19 protein-coding genes are annotated in these 25,009 nt (G+C 66.1%); 11 read left to right on the top strand and 8 right to left on the bottom strand.

The window, feature by feature from the left end; translation table 11 throughout:
- From EN852_RS02900 to EN852_RS02890, 3 genes are all read left to right on the top strand, one after another.
- Positions 1-2,173: immunoglobulin-like domain-containing protein (locus EN852_RS02900; RefSeq protein WP_210238218.1), on the top strand; the 2,173-nt coding region annotated here is incomplete at its 5' end.
- 23 nt (positions 2,174-2,196) lie between these two features.
- Positions 2,197-3,915, top strand: a complete 1,719-nt coding sequence (locus tag EN852_RS02895; protein ID WP_127874833.1) for a type I secretion system permease/ATPase — start codon at positions 2,197-2,199, stop codon at positions 3,913-3,915.
- Positions 3,912-5,243, top strand: coding sequence for an HlyD family type I secretion periplasmic adaptor subunit (locus EN852_RS02890; RefSeq protein ID WP_127874832.1), 1,332 nt, complete (start codon positions 3,912-3,914; stop codon positions 5,241-5,243). Before EN852_RS02895 ends, EN852_RS02890 begins: the two co-directional genes overlap by 4 nt.
- A gap of 30 nt (positions 5,244-5,273) precedes the next feature.
- On the opposite strand, the gene EN852_RS02885 is transcribed toward EN852_RS02890, so the two are convergent.
- Complete coding sequence (locus EN852_RS02885) at positions 5,274-6,872, bottom strand: ATP-binding cassette domain-containing protein (RefSeq protein ID WP_127874831.1); 1,599 nt, start codon at positions 6,870-6,872, stop codon at positions 5,274-5,276.
- Positions 6,869-8,485, bottom strand: a complete 1,617-nt coding sequence (locus EN852_RS02880; RefSeq protein WP_127874830.1) for an ATP-binding cassette domain-containing protein — start codon at positions 8,483-8,485, stop codon at positions 6,869-6,871. Before EN852_RS02880 ends, EN852_RS02885 begins: the two co-directional genes overlap by 4 nt.
- Positions 8,486-8,717: 232 nt before the next feature.
- On the opposite strand from EN852_RS02880, the gene EN852_RS02875 reads away from it, so the two are divergent.
- On the top strand, positions 8,718-9,149 hold the full coding sequence (locus EN852_RS02875; protein ID WP_246694159.1) for a hemerythrin domain-containing protein: 432 nt from the start codon (positions 8,718-8,720) through the stop codon (positions 9,147-9,149).
- 13 nt (positions 9,150-9,162) lie between these two features.
- On the opposite strand, the gene EN852_RS02870 is transcribed toward EN852_RS02875, so the two are convergent.
- Entirely contained in the window at positions 9,163-9,885 is a 723-nt protein-coding gene (locus tag EN852_RS02870; RefSeq protein WP_348643420.1) for a Crp/Fnr family transcriptional regulator, read from the bottom strand.
- Positions 9,886-10,030: 145 nt separating this feature from the next.
- Here EN852_RS02870 and EN852_RS02865 point away from each other — a divergent pair, with 145 nt between their 5' ends.
- The 7 genes from EN852_RS02865 (at position 10,031) to EN852_RS02835 (ending at position 19,238) form a co-directional block, all read left to right on the top strand.
- On the top strand, positions 10,031-10,627 hold the full coding sequence (locus EN852_RS02865) for an ANTAR domain-containing response regulator (protein ID WP_127874828.1): 597 nt from the start codon (positions 10,031-10,033) through the stop codon (positions 10,625-10,627).
- On the top strand, positions 10,624-11,850 hold the full coding sequence (locus EN852_RS02860) for a CmpA/NrtA family ABC transporter substrate-binding protein (RefSeq protein WP_127874827.1): 1,227 nt from the start codon (positions 10,624-10,626) through the stop codon (positions 11,848-11,850). The genes EN852_RS02865 and EN852_RS02860 overlap by 4 nt, the downstream gene beginning before the upstream one ends.
- Before the next feature lie 211 nt (positions 11,851-12,061).
- On the top strand, positions 12,062-12,382 hold the full coding sequence (locus EN852_RS02855) for a hypothetical protein (RefSeq protein ID WP_127874826.1): 321 nt from the start codon (positions 12,062-12,064) through the stop codon (positions 12,380-12,382).
- A 67-nt stretch (positions 12,383-12,449) separates the two neighbouring features.
- A complete protein-coding gene (locus EN852_RS02850) occupies positions 12,450-13,751 on the top strand; it encodes a nitrate/nitrite transporter (RefSeq protein ID WP_127874825.1) in 1,302 nt (433 codons plus the stop codon).
- A gap of 13 nt (positions 13,752-13,764) precedes the next feature.
- On the top strand, positions 13,765-16,215 hold the full coding sequence (nirB, locus tag EN852_RS02845) for a nitrite reductase large subunit NirB (protein ID WP_127874824.1): 2,451 nt from the start codon (positions 13,765-13,767) through the stop codon (positions 16,213-16,215).
- Between the two features lie 20 nt (positions 16,216-16,235).
- Positions 16,236-16,565, top strand: a complete 330-nt coding sequence (gene nirD / locus EN852_RS02840) for a nitrite reductase small subunit NirD (protein WP_127874823.1) — start codon at positions 16,236-16,238, stop codon at positions 16,563-16,565.
- A gap of 3 nt (positions 16,566-16,568) precedes the next feature.
- Entirely contained in the window at positions 16,569-19,238 is a 2,670-nt protein-coding gene (locus EN852_RS02835) for a nitrate reductase (RefSeq protein ID WP_127874822.1), read from the top strand.
- A gap of 14 nt (positions 19,239-19,252) precedes the next feature.
- On the opposite strand, the gene EN852_RS02830 is transcribed toward EN852_RS02835, so the two are convergent.
- From EN852_RS02830 to EN852_RS02810, 5 genes are all read right to left on the bottom strand, one after another.
- On the bottom strand, positions 19,253-20,239 hold the full coding sequence (locus EN852_RS02830) for an ABC transporter permease (RefSeq protein WP_127864056.1): 987 nt from the start codon (positions 20,237-20,239) through the stop codon (positions 19,253-19,255).
- Positions 20,236-21,222, bottom strand: coding sequence for an ABC transporter permease (locus EN852_RS02825; protein ID WP_127874821.1), 987 nt, complete (start codon positions 21,220-21,222; stop codon positions 20,236-20,238). The genes EN852_RS02830 and EN852_RS02825 overlap by 4 nt, the downstream gene beginning before the upstream one ends.
- Entirely contained in the window at positions 21,219-22,763 is a 1,545-nt protein-coding gene (locus EN852_RS02820) for a sugar ABC transporter ATP-binding protein (protein ID WP_127874820.1), read from the bottom strand. Before EN852_RS02820 ends, EN852_RS02825 begins: the two co-directional genes overlap by 4 nt.
- Positions 22,764-22,964: 201 nt before the next feature.
- Positions 22,965-23,999, bottom strand: coding sequence for an ABC transporter substrate-binding protein (locus tag EN852_RS02815; RefSeq protein ID WP_127874819.1), 1,035 nt, complete (start codon positions 23,997-23,999; stop codon positions 22,965-22,967).
- An 84-nt stretch (positions 24,000-24,083) separates the two neighbouring features.
- On the bottom strand, positions 24,084-24,995 hold the full coding sequence (locus tag EN852_RS02810; RefSeq protein WP_127874818.1) for a sugar phosphate isomerase/epimerase: 912 nt from the start codon (positions 24,993-24,995) through the stop codon (positions 24,084-24,086).
- Between the last annotated feature and the right edge of the window lie 14 nt (positions 24,996-25,009).

Raw genomic sequence — 25,009 nt, 5'->3', positions numbered from 1 at the left:
CGACACCACGACCGACGCGACGGTCGACCTCAGCGCCTCGACGGTCGCCGAGGGGGCGGTTGCCGACTATGTGTTCACGGCGACGTTGAGCAATGCCTCGCAGGGCGTCACCACGGTCCACACCGACCAGGGCGACATCACCATTGCCGACGGCCAGACCACCGGCACGCTGACGATTGCGTCGGGCAACGGCGAGGACGTCTATGTCGACGCCTCCCATCTGACGGCCACCATCACCGGCACCTCGGGCGGCAACTTCGAGCACCTCGTGGTCGGCACCGGCACGGCGACGGCCAACGTCACCGACACCACGACCGACGCGACGGTCGACCTCAGCGCCTCGACGGTCGCCGAGGGGGCGGTTGCCGACTATGTGTTCACGGCGACGTTGAGCAATGCCTCGCAGGGCGTCACCACGGTCCACACCGACCAGGGCGACATCACCATTGCCGACGGCCAGACCACCGGCACGCTGACGATTGCGTCGGGCAACGGCGAGGACGTCTATGTCGACGCCTCCCATCTGACGGCCACCATCACCGGCACCTCGGGCGGCAACTTCGAGCACCTCGTGGTCGGCACCGGCACGGCGACGGCCAACGTCACCGACACCATCGACACCACGGCGATCACGCTGGACGACGTCAGCGTCAACGAAGGCGCCGGCACGGCGACGATCACCGCCCATGTCGCCAATGCCGTCACCGGCACGCCTCTGGTGATCAACCTCGACAATGGCGCCAGCGTCACCATCGCGGTCGGCGCCACCAGCGGCGTATCCAGCCCCTTCGCGGTCGCCGACAACAATGTCTATGGCGACAGCACCAACTATCAGGTCGGCATCACCGGCACGAGCGGCGGGAACTTCGAGGCGCTCAACACCAGCGACACCGCAAAGGTGACGGTCAACGACAATGACTCGCCGCCGAGCTTCTCCATCAACGATGTCACGGTCAGCGAATCGGCCGGAACTATCACCTTCACGGTCACCAAGACGGGCGCGACGGTGCTGCCGGCCACGGTGAACTACCAGGTGGCGCCTGGCACAGCTTCGGCCGGAAGCGACTACAGCGCCGGACCCGACCCGTTGAGCGGCATGCTCAGCTTCGCGGCCGGCGAAACAAGCAAGACCATCACCCTGACGATCGTCGACAACGCGGTGTTCGAGCCGACGGAGCAGTTCACTGTCAACCTCAGCAGCCCGACCAATGCGACGATCTCCGACACGCAAGGGGTGGGCACAATCACCGACAACGACCTCAGCGATCTCGGTGGCCCGACAGGCATTGATTTCGTGCCGACGCAGACCGGCAACAATGCGCTTCTGGGTCATTTCATCGAACTGGGCGATCCGGATGCCACGGACAGCTTCACGTTCAGCTACTCAGCGACTTCCAACAACGCTCTTTCTGCGACGAATGTTTCGGTCGACGCAACCGGCAATCTGACGGCATCTCAATCGAACACCAGCATCGGCGACTATACTTTGCATGTCACCGTGACCGATCAGGCGAACAACTCGACCAGCGCTGATTTCCATCTGCTCGTTGGGCAAAATGGAAGCAGCGCCGACACGTTGAACGGTGGAACAGGCAGCGACATTGCCGCCGGTTTCAACGGCGGAGACACGCTGAACGGCGGTATCGGGCGCGACTATCTGCTTGGAGGTCAACAGGACGACATCTTGAGCGGCGGCGGCGGCAACGACGTGCTGCTGGGCGGCGGCGGAAATGATCAATTCCGGATGACCGCTCCGAGCCTTAACGGCACCGACACCATACTGGACTTCGCTGTCACGGGCCACACGATTGGCCTGCAGCAGGGGGCGAGCAGCTGGAACGCGGCCAACACCACCGCGACTGCTGCGGGTGCCGGGCTCAGCGCCTCCGACTATCAGAACCGCAACGCCATCACCAACATTGCGGCTGGCGACACCAACAAGGTGGTGGAAATCCAGACGGCCCAGACCAACGCGCAGATCGTCAACGGTACCGCGGGCGCTGCCAATGCCTATGTCGCCGTCTTTAACAGCGACACCGGCAAGGGCGAACTCTGGTACGACAACAATTGGAGCGATACGACAGGCCGCGTCCACGTGGCCACGCTGGACGACGTGACGAGCCTGACGCAGCTGCTTGGGCTGGACAACAGCAAGTTTATCGAGTGGACCTGAGCGGAGACGCGCCGGAGCCAGCGATGAACAACGCCCTGCGTCTTGCCCTCCAACGCTGCCGCGGCGGCTTCGCCGCGGTCGCCGGGTTCAGCTTCGTCATCAACCTGCTCGTGCTGTCGACCTCGGTTTACATGCTGCAGGTCTATGACCGCGTGCTGCCCGGCCGTAGCGTCGAGACGCTCGTCTATCTGACGCTTATTGCCACGGCCGCCTTGGTGGCGATGGGGGCGCTCGAGTACTTCCGCTCGCGGCTCCTAGTGCAGCTTGGCACCTGGATCGACCGTGTGCTGTCGCCGCAGGTGCTGGCCCGTGGGCTCGAAAACACCTTGCGCGGCTCGTCCTACCGCACCGAGGCGCTGCGCGATCTCGCCACGCTGCGCGGCTATCTCGGCGGCGGAGGCATCATGGCGCTGTTCGATGCACCGTGGATGCCGATCTATCTCGCCTTCATCTTTCTCCTGCATCCGCTGCTCGGGCTCCTGGCGCTGGGCGGTGCCGTTGTCCTGTTCGGCCTCGCCCTTGCCAACAATGCGCTGACGGCGGGCACGCTCAAGCATGCCAACGCTGCTTCCGCGCGCGCTTATCAGGCAACCGATGCCGGCTTCCGCAATGCCGAGGTGATCGATGGCATGGGCATGGGCAGCGTACTCGCCAGGCGCTGGGATCAGGCCAACGCATCGGTGCTGGCGCTGCAGACGACTGCCAGCGACAGGGCCGGCCTGATCAACGCCTTTACCAAGCCTTTCCGCATGTTCCTGCAGGTCGCCGTGCTGGGGCTCGGCGCCTGGCTGTCGCTGCGCCATGAAGTCTCGCCCGGCGCCATGGTCGCCGCCTCGATCATCATGTCGCGCGCGCTCGCTCCGGTGGAGCAGGCCATCGCCACCTGGAAGCAGACCACCGGCGCCCGCGAGGCTTGGGCGCGGCTCAACCGACTGTTCGAAGCCCCGCGGCTGCGTCCGCCGGGTATGGAATTGCCGCGGCCGCAGGGACGGCTGTCGGTCGAGGCGCTCACCTTCACGCCGGCCAACGCCAAGGAACCGGTGTTGAGGAATCTTTCCTTCGCCGTGCCACCCGGTCAGGCGCTTGCGGTGATCGGGCCGTCGGCAGCCGGCAAGTCGACGCTTGCGCGCCTGATCGTCGGCATGGCTTCGCCGCAGCAGGGCCAGGTGCGGCTCGACGACGTCGATGTATTTGCCTGGAACCGGGACGATTTCGGCGCCCATGTGGGCTACCTGCCGCAGGACGTCGAACTCTTTCCTGGCACCGTGCGCGAGAACATCGCCCGCATGGAACAGGGCGACCCAGGGGAGGTCGTGGCCGCCGCCCGGATGGCCGGCGTGCACGAGATGATCCTGCGGCTGCCGAACGGCTACGACACCGAGATCGGCGAACAGGGTTCGGTGCTCTCTGGCGGGCAGCGCCAGCGCATCGGCCTTGCCAGGGCGCTCTATCGTCGTCCCGCGTTGGTGGTGCTGGACGAACCGAACTCTAACCTCGATGCCGTCGGCGAGGAAGCGCTGAACCAGGCGATCGCCGCGATGAAGACGGCAGGCTCGACCGTGGTGATCGTCGCCCACCGCCCATCCCTGATGGTCAATGTCGATTGTGTCCTGGTGCTCAACGAGGGCCAGGCGCAGAACTTCGGTCCGCGCGACGCCGTGCTCGCGCAACTGCGCCGTCCAGAGCCGTCTTCCTCCATGCCGCCGGTCCGAGTCGTGAGCACCGAAAGAGCCGCGTCATGATCGAAGCCGTGCTGCCGTTGCGAATCCCAGCGCCGCCACCCGCCTCGCCGCAGGTCGGAGGCCACGTCCTCGGCGGTCTGGTTGTCATCGGCCTGCTTTTCGGCTGCTTCGGCCTGTGGGCGGCGACCGCGCCTCTGACAAGCGCCGCGGTCGCGCCGGGCGTAGTCAAGGTCGACAGCAACCGCAAGACCGTACAGCACCTGGAAGGCGGCATCATCCGGGAAATCCTGGTCCGGGAAGGAGACCTGGTTAAGCAGGGTCAGGTACTGGTCCGCCTCGACGGGCTCGACGCTGAATCCGATCGCGATGCCGTACGCGGCGAACTCGATTCCGCGCTCGCCGGCGAAGCCCGCCTGATCGCTCAGCGCGACGGCCTGAAGACGATTCCTTTTCCGGCGAACCTGTCGGCCCGGCGAAGCGAACCGACCGTCGCCGAGGCCATGGCCGGGCAGGAGCGCATCTTCCAGGACCAGGCCAACGTTCAGGCGTCGGAAGTCGAGGTCTGGCAGCAGCGGATCGCCCAGTACCATGCCCAGATGTCGGCACTCGCTGCGAGAGTTGCGGCCTTCGAGATTCAGCTGCCGTCCCTGCGGGAAGAGCTGGCAGACGCCCGTACACTTCTTAAGAAAGGCTATGGGGTGAAGTCCCGCGTGCTCCAGCTCGAACGGCAGGTCATCGCCGCACAGGGCGAGGCTGACTCGAACCGTGGGAATATTGAAAGCCTGCGGCAGCAGATCGCCGAGGCGGAGGCGCAGATCGACAATGGCCGGCTCTCGTATGTCAAGAAGGCCGCCGAGGACCTTCGTGACGTTCAGACCAAACGCTCCGAGCTCGAAAAGGCGCTTCAGAAGACCGACGCGCGCGCGGCGCGCCGGGATGTCGTTGCGCCGGAAGACGGGGCGGTGATGAACCTTCGCTACTTCACGCCGGGCGGAGTTGTACCCCCGGGAGGCGTCATCCTCGATCTGGTTCCCGACCAGGACAAGATGGTGCTGGACGTCAAGATTCAGCCGCTGGATATCGATGTCGTTCGTCCCGGCCTGCCGGCGACGGTGCGCCTCGTCGCCTACAAGCAGAGAACCACGCCGACCGTGCGGGGCGCCCTTACCCGGGTCTCGGCCGACGCTGAGATCGACGAGCGCAGCGGCGCGACTTTTTTCAGGGGGACGGTCGAGGTGGGCGCCGATGAACTCAAGAAGCTCCCACAAGTGAAGCTGTATCCCGGAATGCCGGTGGACGTCTCCGTTGTCACTGGCAGGCGAACCATGCTCGAATATCTCTTCCAGCCGGTCGCCGACAGTTTTGCTCACGCCTTCAGAGAGGAATGAGAAGGCCGCCAGCCTCCGGTTGCCCCGGCATCACGGCTGCAGCTCGATCGTGCGGACATCGCGGAGCGGCGGCGCGCGATGGGTGGAAACGACGACGATCCTATCGCTGAAGCGGGCGAGCAGCCGCTCGAGGATACGCTCGCCCTGCGCCTCGTCGAGATGCTCGGTCGGCTCGTCGAGCAGCACAAGCGGCTGGGATGACAGCCAGGCGCGCGCGAGGTTGATGCGCTGCGCTTCGCCGAGCGAGAACATGTCCTGCCTGACCCAGCTGCCCAGCCCGCCCGCTTCGCGGATGCGGCCGTCCATCTCGACGGCTTCGAGCGCCCGCCAGAGCGCGGCATCCGGGACATCGCCGGCGAAGAGATTGGCCCGGACGGTGTCCTCGAGCACGACCGCGTCGTGCAGGACGAGGGACACGAGCGCCCGCCGCTCGCCTGCCGGCAGGATGCGATCGTCGGCGGCGAAGGCATCGTCGCCGATCCAGCCCGCGATCTGCTTGAGCAGGCTCGTCTTGCCCGAGCCGCTTGCGCCGACGAGCAGTGTCGGCTGGCCCCGCGCGAGGAGCAGAGAGATGGGCGTTCCGATCGACCGGCCGTCGGGCGCACGGCGTTGCAGGCCGCCATGAAGCAGCAGGCCGGGCTTGATGTCATCCAGGGCGAATTCGCGCCTGCCGGCGGCGGTGCCGCGTGTCCATTGGCCGATCTCGGCGCGAGCCGCGTTGCGGCGAAGCACGGCAACCAGCATGCGCGATGCGCCATTCATGGTTTCGCCCAGCGCCAGCCAGGAGAAGGCGAGCAGCATCGGCGCGAGAAGCTCCGAGCCTTGTCTGCCCGCATACCAGGCAGCCGCCATCACGCTGACGCCGGCAACCGGACCGAAGGCCGCGCCGATCATGTCCAGCATGGCCTGAAGCCGGCGAAGGGCAAGCTGCGCGCCATCGGCGCGAGAGAGCGGGGCAAGGGCCTCAGTGCATTCGCGGTTCCAGGCGCCCTCCGCTTTCAGGGGCACGGCTGACGCCATGGCCGCGCCAAGCCGGCTCGCGCCCCCGCGGCGCAGCGACCTGGTTTCACCCCACGCCATGGCGCCAGCTCTGGCCACCCGGTTCCCCGCGAATAGGGTGGCAAGCAGCAAGACTATGATGGGCAGGAGGGACAAAGGCGCCAGCACCGCCGAGCCGGCGACCAGAACCGCGAGGCCGCAGGCAAGCGTCAGAGCCGGCAGGCCGGCGCGCAGCCTAGCGAAGTCGAGGTCCTCGACGTCGTCCAGATAGTCGGCAAGGCGCGCATCGTCGCCGAGCTGCCATCCGGCCCGTCGCACCGCCGGCGCCGCCGCCATCGCGGCGAACAGCTCGACGCGACGCGATATCTGATCGGTGAGCGCGGCCTTGTGGCCGGTCAGCCGCTCGCCATAGCGGGCGGCGGTGCGGCCGACCGCGAACAGCCTGATGAAGGCTGCGGGAGTGTGAAAGTTGAAAGTGAAAGCGGCGGCGGAAAGGCCGGCGATCGCCACCGAGCCGAGCAGCCAGGCGGAAACGCCGCCCAGCAATATGGCGCAGGCCAGCGCGGTGAAGGCGAAGCCCGTCGCCAGCCGCCACGACTTCCGGCTCGATGACTGAAACGCCGTGCTCATGCAGCCACCTCGACGGTATTACCACGGGTGAGGTCCACAACCAGGTCGGCGGCGGCGGCAAGCTCCCGGTCATGCGTCGCCACGATGACCAGCCGCGCTCCTGAAATCCCGAGCAGCATGCGCCGGACGGCTTCGGCGGTCGCGCAGTCGAGCTTTGCCGTCGGCTCGTCGGCGAGCACGGTTCGTCCGGAAAGCTGTGCGCGGGCGACGGCGATGCGGAGCCGCTGGCCGCCCGAAAGATTGGTGCCGCCCTTGTCCAGCCTTGCATCGAGACCGCCCGGCAGCAGGGCGTCGTCGAGCAGCCCGATCGCGCGCGCGGCATTTTCCAGCCGGCTCCGGTCCGGCGCGCCGTCATTCCACGAAATGGCCTCAGCCAGCGTTCCTTCGGGCACGTAGGCATCCGTCGAGACCCAGGCGATCTCTTCATTGGCCAGCGAACGGGTTCCCGGCGTCGGCATGGCGCCCGGCTCGAGCCCGGCGAGACGGCGCAGAAGCGTCGATTTGCCCGATCCACTCGGGCCGACGATGGCGACGAGGCCATGCGCCGGCAATGTCAGGCGCAACCGGTCGAGCACCGGCAAGGTCGTCGACGCGATCGGTTCGGCGCCGAGCAGCCGGTCCAGCGCGGCGGCCGCCGCCAGCCCTTCCGCCTTGGCATGGTACTGCTCCGAAAAGCGACGGAACGGCGCGAAATATTCCGGCGCGATCATCAGGATGAACAGGCTCTGCCAGAGCTCGAGATTGGAGAAGCCCGGGATCGTCGCAAGCTTCAGGTGCCCCAGGCCGAGGAAGATGGCGAGGATCGCAATCGAGAGCGAGGCGAAGAAGTCGATGATCCCGGCATTGGCAAAGGCTATACGCAGCAGACCGATCGTCTCGCCCGCGTAGCCCTCCAGGCGCTGGCCGAGTTTTGCCTCCTCGCTTGCCGTCGCGTGGTTGGCAAGAATTGTGGGCAGGGTGCGGACGCGGTCGGCGAACTGGCCCGCCAGCCGGCCGAAGGCACGCTCCTGGGCGTCGGCGCGCCGGCGGATCGCATTGCCCACCAGCACGAAGAACAGGATCATCACCGGCGTCAGGCAGATGACCAGCAGCGCTGCCTGCCAGGAGGCGAAGCAAAGCGCGATGGCGGCGAGCAACGGTCCGGCCGCCATCATGGTCGTGGCGGCACGATGGCCCACCATCAGTGCGGCGATCGACTCGGGATGCCGCTGCATCGAGACGATCAAGGCGCCCGTCGAGAGCGACTGCAGCTGCCGCGCCGGCATCTTGCCCAATCGCTCGCCCGCGAGCGCCCGCAGTCGCGTCGACACGGCGTTTTCCGCGGTGGCCTGCACCCTTTCAGCGGCGAATCCGGCGAAGTATGCGGCCGCGAGCAGCGCGACCATCCCGGCGACGAGCCATGGATCGACCGTCTCGCCCATCACGAGCCGGCCAGCGGCCATCGCCGCCGTCGCGGCAAAGCCGAGCCTGAGCACGGCGCGGAGCGCCTGCAAGGCGAGGAGACCGCGCAATCCGGGTCCGGCCAATCGCTCGGCGGCGGAGAGCGACTGAAAGGTGCCGGGCGTCGCGGCGGCGGAATCAGGAACCGGTGCGGGAACGACCTGCGTTTTCATGGCCCGCTTCTCGCATAGGCGAGAAGGACATGAGTTGATTCAGGTCAAGTCTCCAGCATTCGTGCCGCGCTATGAGGCGATGTCCAGAAAGGATGCTCCATGTCCGACTTTCTTCGTTGGCGTCGCGACGATAATCGCCTCGGTGGGCTGGCGATGTTCCCGATCCTGTTGCCGTCGAGCAGCAACCCTCCTTGAGCCTGGGCGTGACAGAGGAGCTATCATGACGGGCGTAATGCCGGAGCCGCTGCACAGCCCGGCGGATATGCGGCGGGCGCATATGCAGAAGCTCGCGCTCTGCCACATGCTCGAAGGCATCGCCGACGACCTGCCGTCGCGGGTCGACCGGCTCCAGTGCCTCGCCGTGGCGGCCGACCTCTTGCCGTTGCTGCGCGAGTGCCACCGCTTCGAGGAAGAGATTGTCTTCCCAGCCTTTGCGCGGCAGACGGGCGAAGAAGACACCGTCGCGCGACTGAAGCTCGAGCACCTGGAGGATGAAAGCGCGGCAGCGGATCTCAGCGAGGCGCTGCTGGCCTACGGCCACGGGCGGCCGATCGAAAATCCCGAGGCGTTCGGCTATATGCTGCGCGCCTTCTTCGAATCGTTGCGCCGCCACATTGCCTTTGAGCGCGACCACGTGCTGCCAAAGGTTCTCGGCAATCAGTAAGGGAAGCGGGGGATCAGTCCCCGGCCCGCGCGGCCAGGCGCCCGATGTCATCGACGATGACGTGGCGGTTGTTTTCGACGCGGATGACGCTCTCGCCCCGCAGGCGGGTGATCTGCCGGCTCACCGTCTCGACGGTGAGACCCAGGAAATCCGCGATCTCCGCGCGCGACAGCGGCAGGTCGAAGGCCGCGCCGCGCCGTTCCGGCCCGGCGGCGGGATCGATGTTGCGCGCGATCATCAGAAGGAAGCTCGCGATCTTCTCGGAGGCCGTCTTGCGGCCGAGCGCCACCATCCAGTCGCGCGCCTGGTCGAGCTCGCGCAGCTTCTGTTCGAGCAGGCGATGCTCAAGGTCCGGCTGCTCCTTTATCATGCGCTCCAGCGCCTGGCGCGGGAACGAGCACAATTCGACGTCGGTCGCCGCCTCGGCGCTGAGCGTGCTCTCGCTCTGGAACGGCCTGCCGAGGAAATCGGGAGCGAATTGCAGGCCGACAATCTGCTGGCGGCCGTCGGAAAGCGTCTTGGTCAGCTTCACGACGCCTGAAAGCACGTTCGAGAAACGCTCGACGCTTCTGGAATCGCCCACCAGTTCCTTGCCGGCCTCGGCCTTGTGCCGTTTCGTCGATTTGGCAAGATCGACGAGCTGCCCGGCGTTGAGCGCGCCGCATATGCCACGATGCCGCGCCTCGCATGAAACGCAGAGTACCGGGACGCCTGCCGTGTGAATATCTTCGCGCACGATGGAACATCTATAGTGTTCCCGCCCCTCAGCGGCAACGCAGCGCGGGACGCGAAAGCGTCGCAGCCCATGCCGCGAGGGTCGGATGAATCATTCCCATCGACTGCCGCATTGCACATCTGCGGGCCGCCTGCACAATAGGCGCATGTCCACCGGTTCGTTGACCATCCTTGTTATCGACGAGAACCGCATCCGGGCCTCGATCATCGAGGCCGGATTGCGGGATGCCGGCCATCGGCAAGTCACGGTGATCCATGACGTGGCCGGCATTGCCCGGCGCATCGCCGAGATCGAGCCGGACGTCATCGTCATCGATCTGGAAAACCCCAACCGCGACATGCTGGAGAACATGTTCCAGCTGTCGCGCGCGGTGAAGCGGCCGATCGCCATGTTCGTCGACCGCTCCGACCAGGCTTCGATCGAGGCGGCGGTCGATGCCGGTGTGTCCGCCTATGTCGTCGACGGACTGAAGAAGGAACGCATCAAACCGATCCTCGACATGGCGATCAGCCGCTTCAACGCCTTCTCGCGCATGGCGCGCGAATTGGAGGAGGCGCGCAGCGAGCTGGAGAACCGCAAGGTCATCGACCGGGCCAAGGGCATCTTGATGAAGTCGCGGGGGTTGAGCGAGGAAGCTGCCTATACGCTTCTGCGCAAGACCGCCATGAACCAGAACCGCAAGATCGCCGACATCGCCCAGAGCCTGGTGACGGCGGCGGGATTGTTGGGGGAGGGCGAATGAGCATGGCGCACGAAATCACCGCCGGCTTCATGCCGCTCTTCGACAGCGCGGTCCTGGTCGTGGCAGGCGAGATGGGCTTTGCCGCCCGCGAGGGCATCGAGCTCAAGCTGCAGCGCGAGACCTCCTGGGCCAATATTCGCGACCGCATCGCCATCGGCCATTTCGACGTCGCGCACATGCTGGGACCGATGCCGCTCGCCTGCAGCCTCGGGCTGACGCCGCTTGCCTCCGACACCATCGTGCCATTCTCGCTCGGGCTCGGCGGCAATTGCGTCACCGTCTCAAACGCCGTTTGGGGCGGCATGACGGCCCGTGGCGCTGTGCCCGACCTCGATCCGGCGCGTGCCGGGGCCGCCCTCGGCGCGCTTGTGCGCGAGCGCTCGGCCGCCGGCCGCGAGCCGCTGCGTTTTGCGGTCGTGCATCCGCATTCCGGGCACAATTACGAACTGCGCTACTGGCTCGCCGCCTGTGGCATCGACCCCGATCGCGACATCGAGATCGTCATCGTGCCGCCGCCCTTCATGGCCGATGCGCTGGCCGCCGGACGCATCGACGGCTATTGCGTCGGCGAGCCCTGGAACAGCGCTGCCGTCGCCGCTGGCACCGGCCGCATCGTCACCGTCAAGGCACTGCTCTGGCGCAACAGTCCGGAAAAGGTGATCGGCGCACGCCGGGCCTGGGCTGAGGAGAACCCGGAGGCGATGGCAGCACTCTTGAGGGCGCTGCATCACTCTGCCCGCTGGTGCCAGGATCCGGCGAATCGCGGCGAGTTGGCCGCGCTGATGGCAAGGCCAGCTTTTCTCGGTCAGCCGGAGGCGATCCAGATGCCGGCGCTCACCGGACGGCTTCAACTGGGCGGCGGCGTCGAGCGGAGCGTCGAGGATTTCTTCCTGCCCTTCGACAAGGCGGCGAACTTCCCCTGGAAGAGCCATGCGCTGTGGTTCTACACGCAGATGGTGCGCTGGGGGCAGTTGCCGCATACACCGCAAAACCTGGCCATCGCCCGCGACTGCTACCGGCCCGACCTCTACCGCTCGGCCCTGAAGCCGCTCGGCGTGGCGCTGCCCGGCGCCAATGCCAAGGTCGAGGGCGCGCTGAAGGTTGCGACGCCGGTCGGCTCGGCGGGGGCGAGCCTCGTGCTTGGCCCTGACGGATTTTTCGACGGCCAGATCTTCGATCCGGACCGGATCGACGCCTACATCGCCGGCCAGAAACGCGCCTGATCATTTGCACGCCATTCTTGTGCATTGCACAAAATTTATGCGGCATATCTATGCCGCTGACCAATCTTTGACCGCGCCGCCGCACCGGTCGGCCCCAGGCCGATTCTGCTATCCAATTGATTTTAAGTGAAATTCTGATTTTTCGCAAAACTGGCACGCTTCGTGCTTTAAAGTAACCGAGCCCCTCGCAGGGCAACAGAACAGGCGTCCAATGGCGGGCGCCACAGGCAAAGCTGCCGCTCAGGTCACCACGCGATCCCGGATGTACGGACGCGAGGGGGCCTGGACGGCAGCTTTTTTCGTTTTGGCCGACACGCAATCGACGGCGCTGGCCCCAAGCGGCGCCCAACGGGAGACGACGATGACAACATGGATCGCAACGACATCCCTCAAGGATTTCGCCCGCCGCGATTTCCTGCTGAGCAGCGCGCTGACTGCGGTGCTGTTCACTGCCGCAATGCTGCTGTTTCCCGCCAATCACGAAACCGAGGCCAAGGTGCTGCAAATGAGCCCGCAAGTCTCGGCGCGCTGACGGATGCCACGCCGCTGATCAACACAACACACGGCGCGCCGCCCTGCGCCGCAAACCGGAGCCGACCATGACCGCAAACCTCCCAGCCGCGCCCAGCCAGGACAGTGCTCCCCGGCAGGCGCTCGTCATGTCCACCATCGCCTTCACCGTGTGCTTCGCGGTGTGGACGATCTTTTCCATCATCGGCGTGCGCATCAAGCAGGAGCTTGGGCTGAACGAGACCGAGTTCGGCCTGCTCGTCGGCACGCCGATCCTCACCGGTTCGTTCGTGCGCATGGTGCTCGGCGTCTGGACCGACCGTTATGGCGGACGCCTGGTCTACACTCTGACGATGCTTGCCGCCGCGGTCGCGACCTTCCTGCTCGCCTTCGCGCATACCTACGGGCAGATGCTGCTCGCCGCGCTCGGCGTCGGGCTCGCGGGCGGCTCCTTCGCCGTCGGCGTCGCCTATGTCTCGCGCTTCTTCCCCGCCGGCAGACAAGGCACGGCGCTCGGCATTTTCGGCGTCGGCAATGTCGGCGCGGCGGTCACCAAGTTCCTGGCGCCGCTCGTGCTGCTTGCCTGGGGTTGGCAGTCGGTGGCGCTGATCTGGGCCGCGGCGCTGGTCGTCATGGCGATCGTCTTCTGGTTCACCACCAACGACGATCCTGTCATCCGTGAACGCCGTGCCGGCAAGGCGGTGCCGGGGAGGAGCTTCTGGCAGGAGTTCGCGCCGCTGAAGAACCTGCAGGTCTGGCGCTTCGCCTTCTACTATTTCTTCGCCTTCGGCGCGTTCGTGGCGCTGTCGCTCTGGCTGCCGCGCTACCTGATCGGCGTCTATGGCTTCGGCATCGCCACCGCCGGCATGATCGGCGCAGCCTATTCGATCCCCGCCAGCATCTTCCGCGCCTATGGCGGCGTGCTGTCCGACCGCATCGGTGCCCGCACCGTGCTCTACTGGACCTTCAGCGTCTCCGCTGTCGCGACCCTCGTTCTGTCTCTCCCCTCGGCAGATTACGTGGTGCGCGGCATCAGCGGGCCGATCCCGTTCCACTTCGAGATCGGCCCGCTCGCCTTCATCGCCGTCGCCTCCGTGCTCGGCTTCTTCATGAGCCTCGGCAAGGCCGCCGTCTACAAGCACATCCCCGTCTACTACCCGCAGAGCGTCGGCGCGGTCGGCGGCGTGGTCGGCATGATCGGCGGCCTCGGCGGCTTCATCCTGCCGATCGCCTTCGGCGCGCTGAACGACGTCACCGGCGTCTGGTCGAGCTGCTTCATGCTGCTCTTCCTGATCGTCGTCTCCTGCCTGGTCTGGATGCACGTCAGCATCCGCCGGATGGAGCGCCAGGCCGCCGTCAAGACATCATCCCTCTCCTACGCCGCCGAATAGACCGGAGACCGACATGAGCGAAAAACTCGTCATCATCGGCAACGGCATGGCGCCGGGCAGGATGCTGGAGCACCTGCTGGAAGCGGCGCCCGACCGTTACAGCGTCACCATCTTCAACGCCGAGCCGCGCGTGAACTACGACCGCATCATGCTGTCGCCGGTCCTGTCGGGCGAGAAGGCGTTCGAGGAAATCGTCATCCATGGCGATGGCTGGTACATCAAGCACGGCATCACCCTCTACAAGGGCCACCGGATCGTCGCCATCGACAGGGACGCGAAGACCGTCACCTCGGACCATGGCGTGACCGAAAGCTATGACCGGCTGGTCATCGCCACCGGCTCGGTGCCTTTCATCATCCCGGTGCCGGGCAAGGACCTGCCTGGCGTGCTCACCTATCGCGACCTCGACGACGTCAACGCCATGCTGCTTGCCGCGCAATCGCGGGCCAAGGCGGTCGTCATCGGCGGCGGCCTGCTTGGGCTCGAAGCCGCGGCGGGTCTGAAAGAACAGGGCATGGACGTCACCGTGCTGCACGTGATGCCGACGCTGATGGAACGCCAGCTCGACCCGGCCGCCGGCTACCTGCTGCAGAAAGCCGTCGAGGCGCGCGGCATCAAGGTGATGACCAAGGCCAACACCAAGGCCATTGTCGGCGACGGCAAGGTCGAGGGTGTCGGACTGATGGACGGCACGATCATCCCGGCGACGCTGGTCGTGATGGCGGTCGGCATCCGCCCGAGCACCGCTTTGGCCAAGGATGCCGGGCTCGAGGTCAATCGCGGCATCGTCGTCGACGACCGCATGCGGACCTCCGATCCGGCTGTCATGGCGCTTGGCGAATGCGCCGAAGTCGGCGGCCATGTCTACGGGCTGGTCGCGCCTCTCTACGAGATGGCGCGCGTCGCGGCCGCCGGGCTGGCGGATGGCGAGGACAGGCGCTTCGTCCATTCCGACACGCCGACCAAGCTCAAGGTCACCGGTATCGACCTCTATTCGCTGGGCGATTTCGCCGATGGCGAGGACCGCGAGGAGATCATCCTGCGGGACGCATCCGCCGGCATCTACAAGCGCCTCGTGCTGCAGGACAACCGCATCATCGGCACGGTGCTGTTCGGCGAGACGGGTGACGGCGCCTGGTTCAACGACCTCAAGAAGAAGGCGACCGACATCTCCGAGATGCGCGACACGCTGATCTTCGGCCAGGCGTTCCAGGGAGGCGTTTCCTCGGACCCTTTGGCGGCCGTTGCGGCACTGGCGGATGATGCGGAAATCTGCGGCTGCAACGGCGTCTGCAAGGGCAAGATCACCGGCGCCATCTCGGCCAAGGGGCTGACCGGCCTCGACGATGTGCGCGCGCATACGAAAGCCTCGGCCTCCTGCGGCTCATGCACGGGTCTGGTCGAACAGCTGCTGAAGCTCACGCTGGGCGAAGCGTACAATCCTGCGGCGGTGCAGCCGATGTGCGGCTGCACCGGCCTCGGCCATGACGATGTGCGGCGCCTGATCAAAGCGAAGGGCCTGAAGACAATTCCGGCCGTCATGCAGGAGCTCGAATGGAAGACCTCCTGCGGCTGCGCCAAATGCCGGCCGGCGCTCAACTATTATCTGGTCTGCGACTGGCCCGACCAATATGCCGACGACTATCAATCGCGCTTCATCAACGAGCGCGTGCACGCCAACATCCAGAAGGACGGCACCTATTCGGTGGTGCCGCGCATGTGGGGCGGAGTGACCAGCGCAAACGAATTGCGCGCCATCGCCGATGTCGTCGACAAGTTCGAGATCCCGATGGTCAAGGTCACCGGCGGCCAGCGCATCGACATGCTGGGCATCCGCAAGGAGGACCTGCCGGCGGTATGGGCCGACCTCGGCAGGGCCGGTTTCGTCTCCGGCCATGCCTATGCCAAGGGTCTGCGCACGGTGAAGACCTGCGTCGGCACCGACTGGTGCCGTTTCGGCACGCAGGATTCGACCGGGCTCGGCATCCGCATCGAGAAATTCATGTGGGGGTCGTGGACGCCGGCCAAGGTGAAGATGGCGGTGTCGGGCTGCCCGCGCAACTGCGCGGAGGCGACCTGCAAAGATGTCGGGGTGGTGTGCGTCGACTCCGGCTACGAGATCCACTTCGCGGGTGCGGCCGGCCTCGACATCAAGGGCACGGAAGTGCTCGGCCTGGTGAAGACCGAGGACGAGGCGCTGGAGGTGATTGTGGCGCTCGTCCAGATGTATCGCGAGCAGGCGCGCTATCTCGAGCGCATCTACAAATGGGCCAAGCGGATCGGCACAGCGGAGATCAAAAAACAGATCCTGGATGATGGCGAGAAGCGCAAAGCCTATTACGAGCGCTTCGTCTTCAGCCAGAAATTCGCCCAAGTCGATCCGTGGTCGGAGCGCGTCTCCGGCAAGGACAAGCATGAGTTCCGGCCGATGGCGTCGGTCGGGTTCGCGGAGGCGGCGGAGTGAGTCGACAGGAAAGAGACGGCATGAACTGGATCGCCATCGGCTCCATCGCCGACATCCCTAGCCGCGGCGCGCGCTGCGTTGCAACCCCGCAAGGCAAGATCGCGGTGTTCCGCACGGCGGACGACCAGGTCTTTGCCATCGACGACCACTGCCCGCACAAGGGCGGGCCGCTGAGCCAAGGCATCGTCCATGGCGCCGCGGTGACCTGCCCGCTGCACAATTGGGTGATCTCGCTGGAGACGGGCAAGGCGCTCGGCGCCGACGAGGGCGCGGTGCGAACGATCCCGGTCAAGGTCGAGGGCGGACGGCTGTTCATCGCGCTCGAAGCGCTGGCCTCGAAAGCGGCCTGAGGCATGGAGGAAGCGCGCGAGGTGAGGACCACCTGCCCCTATTGCGGGGTAGGCTGCGGCGTGCTGGCCACGGTCGCCGCGGACGGCAAGACGACCGTCCGCGGCGATCCCGAGCACCCGGCCAATTTCGGCCGGCTCTGCTCGAAAGGCGCCGCGCTTGGCGAGACGCTCGGCCTGGAAGGCCGTCTGCTGCAGCCGGAGATCGGCGGCGGGCAAGCCGGTTGGGACGAAGCGCTCGATCTCGTCGCCGAGAAATTCTCGCGGGCGATTGCCGAGCACGGGCCGGACTCGGTCGCCTTCTACGTCTCCGGCCAGTTGCTCACCGAAGACTATTACGTCGCCAACAAGCTGATGAAAGGCTTCATCGGCTCGGGCAATATCGACACCAATTCGCGGCTCTGCATGGCCTCGTCCGTCGCCGGCCACCGCCGCGCATTCGGCGAGGACATCGTTCCGGGCGTCTATGAGGATTTCGAGCGCGCCGACCTCATCGTGCTCACCGGCTCCAACACGGCCTGGTGCCATCCGGTTCTCTACCAGCGCATGCTTGCGGCGCGCCGGGAGCGTGGCACGAAATTCGTCGTGATCGATCCGCGCCGCACCGCCACGGCTGACGAGTGCGACCTGCATCTGGCGCTGGACCCTGGAACCGACGTGCTGCTGTTCAACGGGCTGCTCGCGCATCTCGTCCAGACCGGAAAGATCGATCAGGATTTCATCCGTGAGCATACGTCCGGCTTCGATGCAGCGGCCGCGCTGGCCGGCGCCGATGCGCCGTCGATCGCGCGTGTCGCGAAAGGCTGCGGATTGGCGGCCCCCGACGTCCAGGCCTTCTATGATCTCTTCGCCGAGACCGACCGTACGGTCACCGTCTACAGCCAGGGCGTCAACCAGTCGGCGCATGGAACCGACAAGGTCAACGCCATCATCAATTGCCATCTCGCCACCGGCCGCATCGGCAAGCCCGGCACGGGGCCGTTCTCGGTCACTGGGCAGCCGAACGCCATGGGCGGCCGCGAGGTGGGTGGCCTGGCCAACCAGCTTGCCGCGCATATGGACTTCGCGGATGAAGCCAACGTCGACCGCATCTCGCGCTTCTGGAACGCGCCAAATGTCGCGCGACGCGCCGGCCTGAAGGCGGTGGACATGTTCCAGGCAGTTGCAGACGGGCGCATCAAGGCCCTGTGGGTCATGGGCACCAACCCCGCCGTCAGCATGCCGGACGCTTCGCGCGTGCGTGCCGCGCTCGCCAAATGCGATTTCGTCGTCGTCTCGGATGTCACCCGCACCGACACCACGCGCTATGCCGACGTGCTGCTGCCGGCCGCCGGCTGGGGCGAGAAGGACGGCACCGTCACCAATTCGGAACGGCGTATCTCGCGCCAGCGGCCGTTCCTGCCGCCGCCGGGCGAGGCGAAGGCCGACTGGCGTATCGTCTGCGATGTCGCCGCGCGCATGGGCTTTGGCGATGCCTTCGCCTACAAGACGCCGGCAGAGATATTCCGCGAGCACGCCGCGCTGTCTGCTTTCGAGAATAGCGGCGCGCGGCTGTTCGACCTTGGCGGGCTGACCGGCCTTAGCGACACGGATTACGATACCTTCGCGCCGCGCCATTGGCCTGCGCCGGAGCAGCGCAAGAAGCAGACAAGATTGTTCGCCGACGGCCGTTTTCCGACACCCGACGGCCGCGCGCGTTTCGTGCCGGTGCGGCAAGAGGCAACGGCCTTCACCGTCGACGCCGACTATCCGCTTGCCCTCAACACCGGCCGGCTGCGCGACCAGTGGCACACCATGACGCGCACCGGCAACGTGCCGCGTTTGACGGCGAACGCGCCGGAGCCGGCGGTCGACATCAACCCGGGGGATGCGGCCGCGCACCGTCTCAAGGATGGCGATCTCGCCCATCTCTCGACGCGCTTCGGCTTCGTCCGTGCGAGGGTGCGGGTGTCGGAAGCACAGCGGCGCGGCCAGGCCTTCCTGCCCATGCATTGGAGCGGGCAGTTCGCGGCCAAGGCCGCGGCTGGCCTCTTATCCTCACCGGTGACCGATCCGCATTCCGGCCAGCCGGAACTCAAGCATGTTCCGGTGAGGATCGTGCGCGAGAACACCGGCTGGGCCGGCTTGCTCATCACCCGCCGTGATCTCAGGCCAACGGGTTTCGTCCACTGGAGCCGGCATGCGGTCGAGGGCGGCTGGGTCTACGAGCTGACCGGAACCGAACCGCCGGACCAGGGCATTCTCCTGGCGCGCAAGCTGCTCGCTGTCCAGCGGCAGGATCAGCTTCTGGAATACACCGATCGCCGCGGGCTCTCCTATCGCGCTGCAGCCATCGACGATGGGGGCGCTATGGCCGAGGCTCTGCTGGTCGCCGCCCCGGGGCAGTTGCCGGCGCGCGACTGGCTGGTGTCGCTGCTCGCCACTCGCCAGCCGCTATCGCCCACCGATCGTCATGCGCTTTTGTCGGGACGGTCGCCTGTGCCGATGCCCGCCATCGGGCGGGTCGTGTGCGCCTGCTTCCATGTCGGCGCCAACCAGCTTGCGTCAGCGGTCGCGGCCGGATGCGGCAGCCTCGAAGCCATCGGCTCGACGCTGCGCGCCGGCACCAATTGCGGCTCGTGCCGCTCCGAGATCAGGGCGATCATCGATGCCCGTCATGTGCAGGCGGCGGAGTGAGCCGTCCGCCAGCCCTACCGATCCTCGACGATCCGCAGATAGGCCGCCGTCACGAACAGCACGATGAAACCGAACAGGATGCGGCGACCGCCTTCGGGCATCTGCAGGATGGTGAGCAGCGTCGTCAGCACGGTCAGGATCAGCGCACCGATAATGGTGCCCATGTAGCCGCCGCGGCCGCCGAAGATCGACGTGCCGCCGATGACGGCGGCTGCCACCGAAGGCAGCACCAGCGGTTCGGCGAGTGAGAGCGAGGGCGCCTTGATCAGGCCGATATAGAGCAGGCCGGTGATGCCGGCGAGCAGGCTGGAGAGGATGTAGAGCGCCGTGATCACCTGCCAGTAGCGGACGCCGGACAGGCGTGCGGCGCGCTCATTGTCGCCGACGGCGTAGAGCAGGCGGCCGAAGCCGGTGCGGTTCAGCATGAAGACGATCAGCACCGCCACCGGTACGAACAGCAGAAGCGCATTGGGAAAACCGTAGGTGACGCCGGTGCCCAGCCAGTTGAGGAAATCCGGGATCTTCGCGCCGGACGCGATCACGGTGCGCTGGTAGACCTGCAGGAAGCCGGTGCCGATCAGGCTGGTGCCGAGCGTCATGATCAGCGGATGCACCCGGAACACGCCGACGCCGATGCCGTTGACGAGGCCGATCAGCACGGCGGGCAGCATGGCCAGCAGGAATGCCACCGTCGGATCCTGATTGACGATCTGGGTCGCCATGATGAAGGCGCTCATCGTAGCCACTGTGCCGACGGAAAGGTCGATGCCGCCGGTCAGCATGGTCATGGTCTGGCAGCCGGCGAGGATCGCCAGCGGAATGGCGAATTTCGCCGTGTTGGCGAGCCAGCGCTCGTTGACGATGCCGGGGCGCAGGATCTGCAGGATCACCACGAGGATGATCAAAAGGATGATCAGAGGAATCAGCGGCCGGTCCGCCATGAAGCGCTTCAGGCGGCGGCCGAACGAAACGGGCCGGGGCATGGTCGCGATGTCGGTCATGGCGTTGCTCCTGCCGGGCGGCTCCGCATGGTGATGAAGGCGCCGAACATCACGACCGCGACCATGATTGCGCCTTCGATGATCGCGGTGACATTCGGATCGATGGCCAGAAGCGTCAGGTCCGTGCGCACCAGCCTCAGCACGAAGACGGCGATGATCGGCCCGAGCAGGCCGCCCTTGCCGCCCCCGAGCGCGACGCCGCCCAACACCACCGCGGCGACGCTGGCGAGCAGGTAAGGCCCGGGTATCGGCGCGCCGATGCCGGTGCTGATGGTGAGCGACAGGCCGCCGAGCGCGGCGAACAGGCCGGAGAGCGCATAGGCGATGATCCTGGTGCGGGCCACCGGCACGCCGCTGCGGAAGGCGGCGAGCTCGTTGCTGCCAATGGCGTAGATGGAAAGCCCAAGGCGTGAGCGCCTGAGCGGAATCCACACGATGCAGAGGCAAACGACGAGCAGCACCAGCGCCTTCGGTACCCAGACATCGGCCCAGTCCGGCAGGCCGGGGATCGGCACGGTGCCGATGACGCTTGCCTTCAGCCATTCGGCGGCGGCGCCGCCCGGAGCGCCGAGCACGAGCAGCGCCGCGCCCTGCAGCACGAACAGCATGGCGAGGGTGACAACGATGTCGGGCACCCGGGTGACGACGATAAGGACACCGTTCAGCGCGCCGAGCACCAGCCCCATGGCCAGCACGAAGGGCACGACGAAGAACGCATATTCCTCGCTGGCGCCGTTCATCATCGAGGCGGCGGTCACGCTGGTCAGCGCCATCATGGCGGCGACCGACAGGTCGATGCCGCCGGCAATGACGACGACCGTCTGCGCCGCGACGGCGAAGGCATAGGGTAAGACTGCCCGCGCGAGCGAACCGAAGTCGCCGCTGCCATAGCCGGGCTGGATCAGCTTGGTGATGACGAAGAGGAAGATCAGCAGGGCGAACAGGCCGGCGACCCAGCCCTGGTTGCGGAAGAAGCGGCTCATGACGCGGCCTCCGCATCGGAAGCGGGTTTGACCTCGGCAAGGATGCCGACATCCGCCTTGGCGCCGCGCGGCAGGCCGTAGGCGGCCCGCATCAGCGCCGGCTCGTCGGCCTCCTCGACCGAAAAAGTGTCGACGACGCGGCCGCCGAAGATGACGATGACGCGGTCGCAGACGCGCTGCACCTCTTCCATTTCGGAGGTGTAGAACAGCACAGACTTGCCCTGGCCGGCGAGCTCGCGCAGCAGCTTGTAGATTTCCTGCTTGGTGCCGACATCGATGCCGCGCGTCGGGTCGAAGCAAAGGATGGTGCGGGCGTTGGCCGCGATCCAGCGGGCGATGGTCACCTTCTGCTGGTTGCCGCCGGAAAGCCGCTGCACCTCGCCCTGGGCGCGGGTGTCGATCTGCAATCTGCCGATCACGCCGGAAACCACCACCTGCTCGCGGCGCATGCGGATCGGCCCCCATTTGCGCAGCCCGGCGCTGAAGGGCAGCGCGATGTTCTCGCGCACCGAGCGCTGCATGGCCAAAGCATCGGTGCGGTCGCCCGGCACATAGGCGATGCCGGCCTGGATGGCGTCGCTCGGATGCGAGAACTTCACCGGCGCACCGTCGACGTCGATCGTGCCGCCGGTCGGACGGATCGAGCCGGCAAGTGCTGCGAAGAGCTCGTCCTGCCCCTGGCCCTCGAGCGCGAAGACGCCGACGACCTCGCCATTGGCGAGATCGAAGGAGACGTCGTTGAGCTTGGTGCCGAGCTGCAGGTTGCGGACCGACAGGCGCGGACGGCCGCCGGCCGCAACCGCCACCTCATTCGCCGCGCGCGCGGCGACGCGCGTTTTCTCGATGCGGGTGCCGAGCATCATCTCGACTATTCTTTCCTCGACGCCCGGCTCGATGTCGACGACACCGACCGTGGAGCCGTCACGCAAAACGGTGGCGCGGTCGCAGAGCGCGGAGATCTCGACGAAACGGTGCGAGATGAAGATGACGGAGCGGCCGGCGTCGCCCTGGCGGCGCACGACTTCCAGCACTTTCTCGGCGAGGTTGGCCGGCAGTGCCGCGGTCATCTCGTCGAGCAGAAGCACGTCGGGCTCAACGGCCAGAGCGCGGGCCAGGTCGAGCACGCGCAGGATGGCCAGGGGGATATGGCGCGCGGTGTCGCGGATGTCGAGGTTCGGAATGCCGAGCTCGCGCACCCAGGCGCGGAAGGGCTCAACCGGCGTGCCGGTCAACCGCAAATTGGACAGGACATCGAGGTCGGGGATGAGCGACGGTTCCTGATAGACCGGCAGCAGGCCGGCGCGGCGGGCGGCGGCGGGCGAACGGACATCGAGCTGCTTCCCGCGGATCAGGATGCGGCCGGCATCCGCCTTGATCGCGCCGGTCAGGATCTTCACCAGCGTTGACTTGCCGGCGCCGTTGGCGCCCATCAGCGCATGCACTTCGCCCGGCAGCACGGACAGCGAGGCGTTGCGAAGTGCTGCAACCGCACCGTAGTTTTTCGCGACACCGGTGGCGTCGAGGAGGGGGTTGGTGGTCAAAGCGTTCTCGGGTCTGGAGCGTTTCACCGTTTCATGGAAACGGCGAACCGCTCTATCTTTTGTTTTTACGCAATTCCGGACGGAACACCGCTCGCACTTTTCCTGGAATTGCTCGAAGGCTCAAACTATGCGTGACAAATCAAATGGCAAGGACGCCGGACCTTGGTCGGGCGTCCTCGCGCTTCAGTTCAGATCAGGTGCTTACTCGCCCGGACCCTTGCAGGCGACGATCTGGTCCTTGGTGTAGGTCGTCCAGTCCGGGATCGAGATCGAGACCGGCCATTCGGGGCTGAGCGACGGATCGGCGGCGGACTTCAGCTTGGCTTTGCCTTCGTCGGTGGCGTTTTCCCACAGCTGCGGCTCGACCAGCACGGTCTGCTGCGCCGGCTTCTTGCCGTCGAGGATCTGCAGCGCCAGCGTCACGCCGGCGCCGCCGATCGAGCCGGGGTTGGTGACGGCAGCGCCGACCAGGCCCTTGACCGTGTTCAACTGGCCGACGAAACCGGCATTGTCGGCGCCGACGACCGGCACCATGGGCGCCTGCTGCTCGACCAGCGCGTCGACGATGACGTTGTCGATGCCGGAGGTCCAGATGCCGTTGATCGGTGTGCCGGTGGCGAGGAAGGAGAGGATCTGCTGCTTGGCCTGGTCCTGCTGCCAGCCGGTGAAGACTTCCTGCGCGACTTTCACATCGGGGAATTCGGCCAGCGCCTTCTTGAAGCCTTTGTCGCGGTCGCTGTCAGCCGAGGCGCCGGCGGCGCCGCGCATATAGAACACCTCGCCCTTGCCGCCCATCTGCTGGAACAGCCACTTGGCGCCCAGATAGGCATATTGTTCCTGGTTGTTGGAGATGATGTAGGCGGATGGCTCGGTCACCGCCTGATCGACGGCGACGACGACGATGCCGGCCTTGGTGGCTTCTTCCAGACCTGCCTTGATGCCGGCCGGATCGGCCGGGTTGACGACGATGGCGTCGACCTTGGCGCTGATCAGGTTGCGGATGTCCTCGAGCTGGCCTGCGGCGTCGGTGTTGCGGTGGGCGATGTTGAGCTTCGCCACTTCGCCGGAAGCGAGCGCCTGTGCCTTCATCGCGCAGATCATTTCCTCGCGCCAGCCATTGCCCTGCACGGTGTTGGAAATGCCGATCGTGTACTTGCCGGCGGCGGCCGAGACGCCCACCGAGGCAAGCAAGGCGGCGCCGGCAAGTAGCGAGGCCACGGTCAGATGTTTCTTCATGTCAGTACTCCTCCACATTGATCTTTCAGTTCAGTTCGATTTTTCAGTTCGCGGGCGCCGACGCGACCGGCGTCAAGCTTTTCGTCATTTGACGAAGGGGCGCAGCACGTCGCGGGCAAGCAGGAAGCCGCGCTTGACCTTTTCATCCGTCCCCTCGAAGCGCCGGTCCTCATGCTCGATGATGACCGGCCCGTCATAACCGGCCCGGTAGAGGCCCGAAAAAATCCTGCTCCAATCGATGTCCCCAAGCCCCGGCATGCGCGGCACCTGCCAGCCTATGCCAGCCGAAAGGATTCCGCGCTCGTACAAACCATCATGATCAATCATCAGGTCCTTGGCATGCACATGCAGCATGCTTGCGCCGAACTCGCGGATGAAGCGCTCCTTGTCGATCATCTGCCAGACCAGATGCGAGGGGTCGAAATTCATGCCGACATCGCCGCCCCAGGCTTCGAGGATGCGGCGCCAGACGTAAGGCGAGTAGGCGATGTTGTGCCCGCCCGGCCATTCGTCATAGCTGAAGATCATCGGGCAATTCTCGAAGGCGAGTTTTACACCGTGTTCGCGGGCGTGGGCGATGATCGCCGGCCAGACCTTTTGCGCGTCCTCCCAATTGGCGTCGACAGTCTTCGAGGCGTCGCCGCCGCAGAAGGTGTTGACCAGCGAGACCCCCATGCGGCTCGCCAGCACGATCACCTTCTTCAGATGATCGATCACCGCCTCGCGATGCGCCCGGTCGGGATGGAGCGGGTTGGGATAGAAGCCGAGGCCGGAGATGGACAAGCCCTTGCCGGCAAGCCCGGCGGTAATATCCTTGGCTTCAGCGGCCGGGATGTCCACATCGATGTGGCTGGTGCCGGCATAGCGGCGGCTGGCCCCGGAAGTCTTCGGCCAGCAGGCGATTTCCAGCGCCTCGAAACCGGCCGAACGCGCCCAGTCGGCGACCTCGCCGAGAGCAGTATCCGGAAATGGTGCCGTGAGCAGTCCAAGTTTCATGATGCCTCCCAATA

It is taken from the genome of Mesorhizobium sp. M2E.F.Ca.ET.209.01.1.1 (genome assembly GCF_004010375.2).
Taxonomy (GTDB): Bacteria; Pseudomonadota; Alphaproteobacteria; order Rhizobiales; family Rhizobiaceae; genus Mesorhizobium.
Note: the sequence above shows the minus strand (reverse complement) of the source record. Positions and strands in the feature narration are given on the sequence as shown.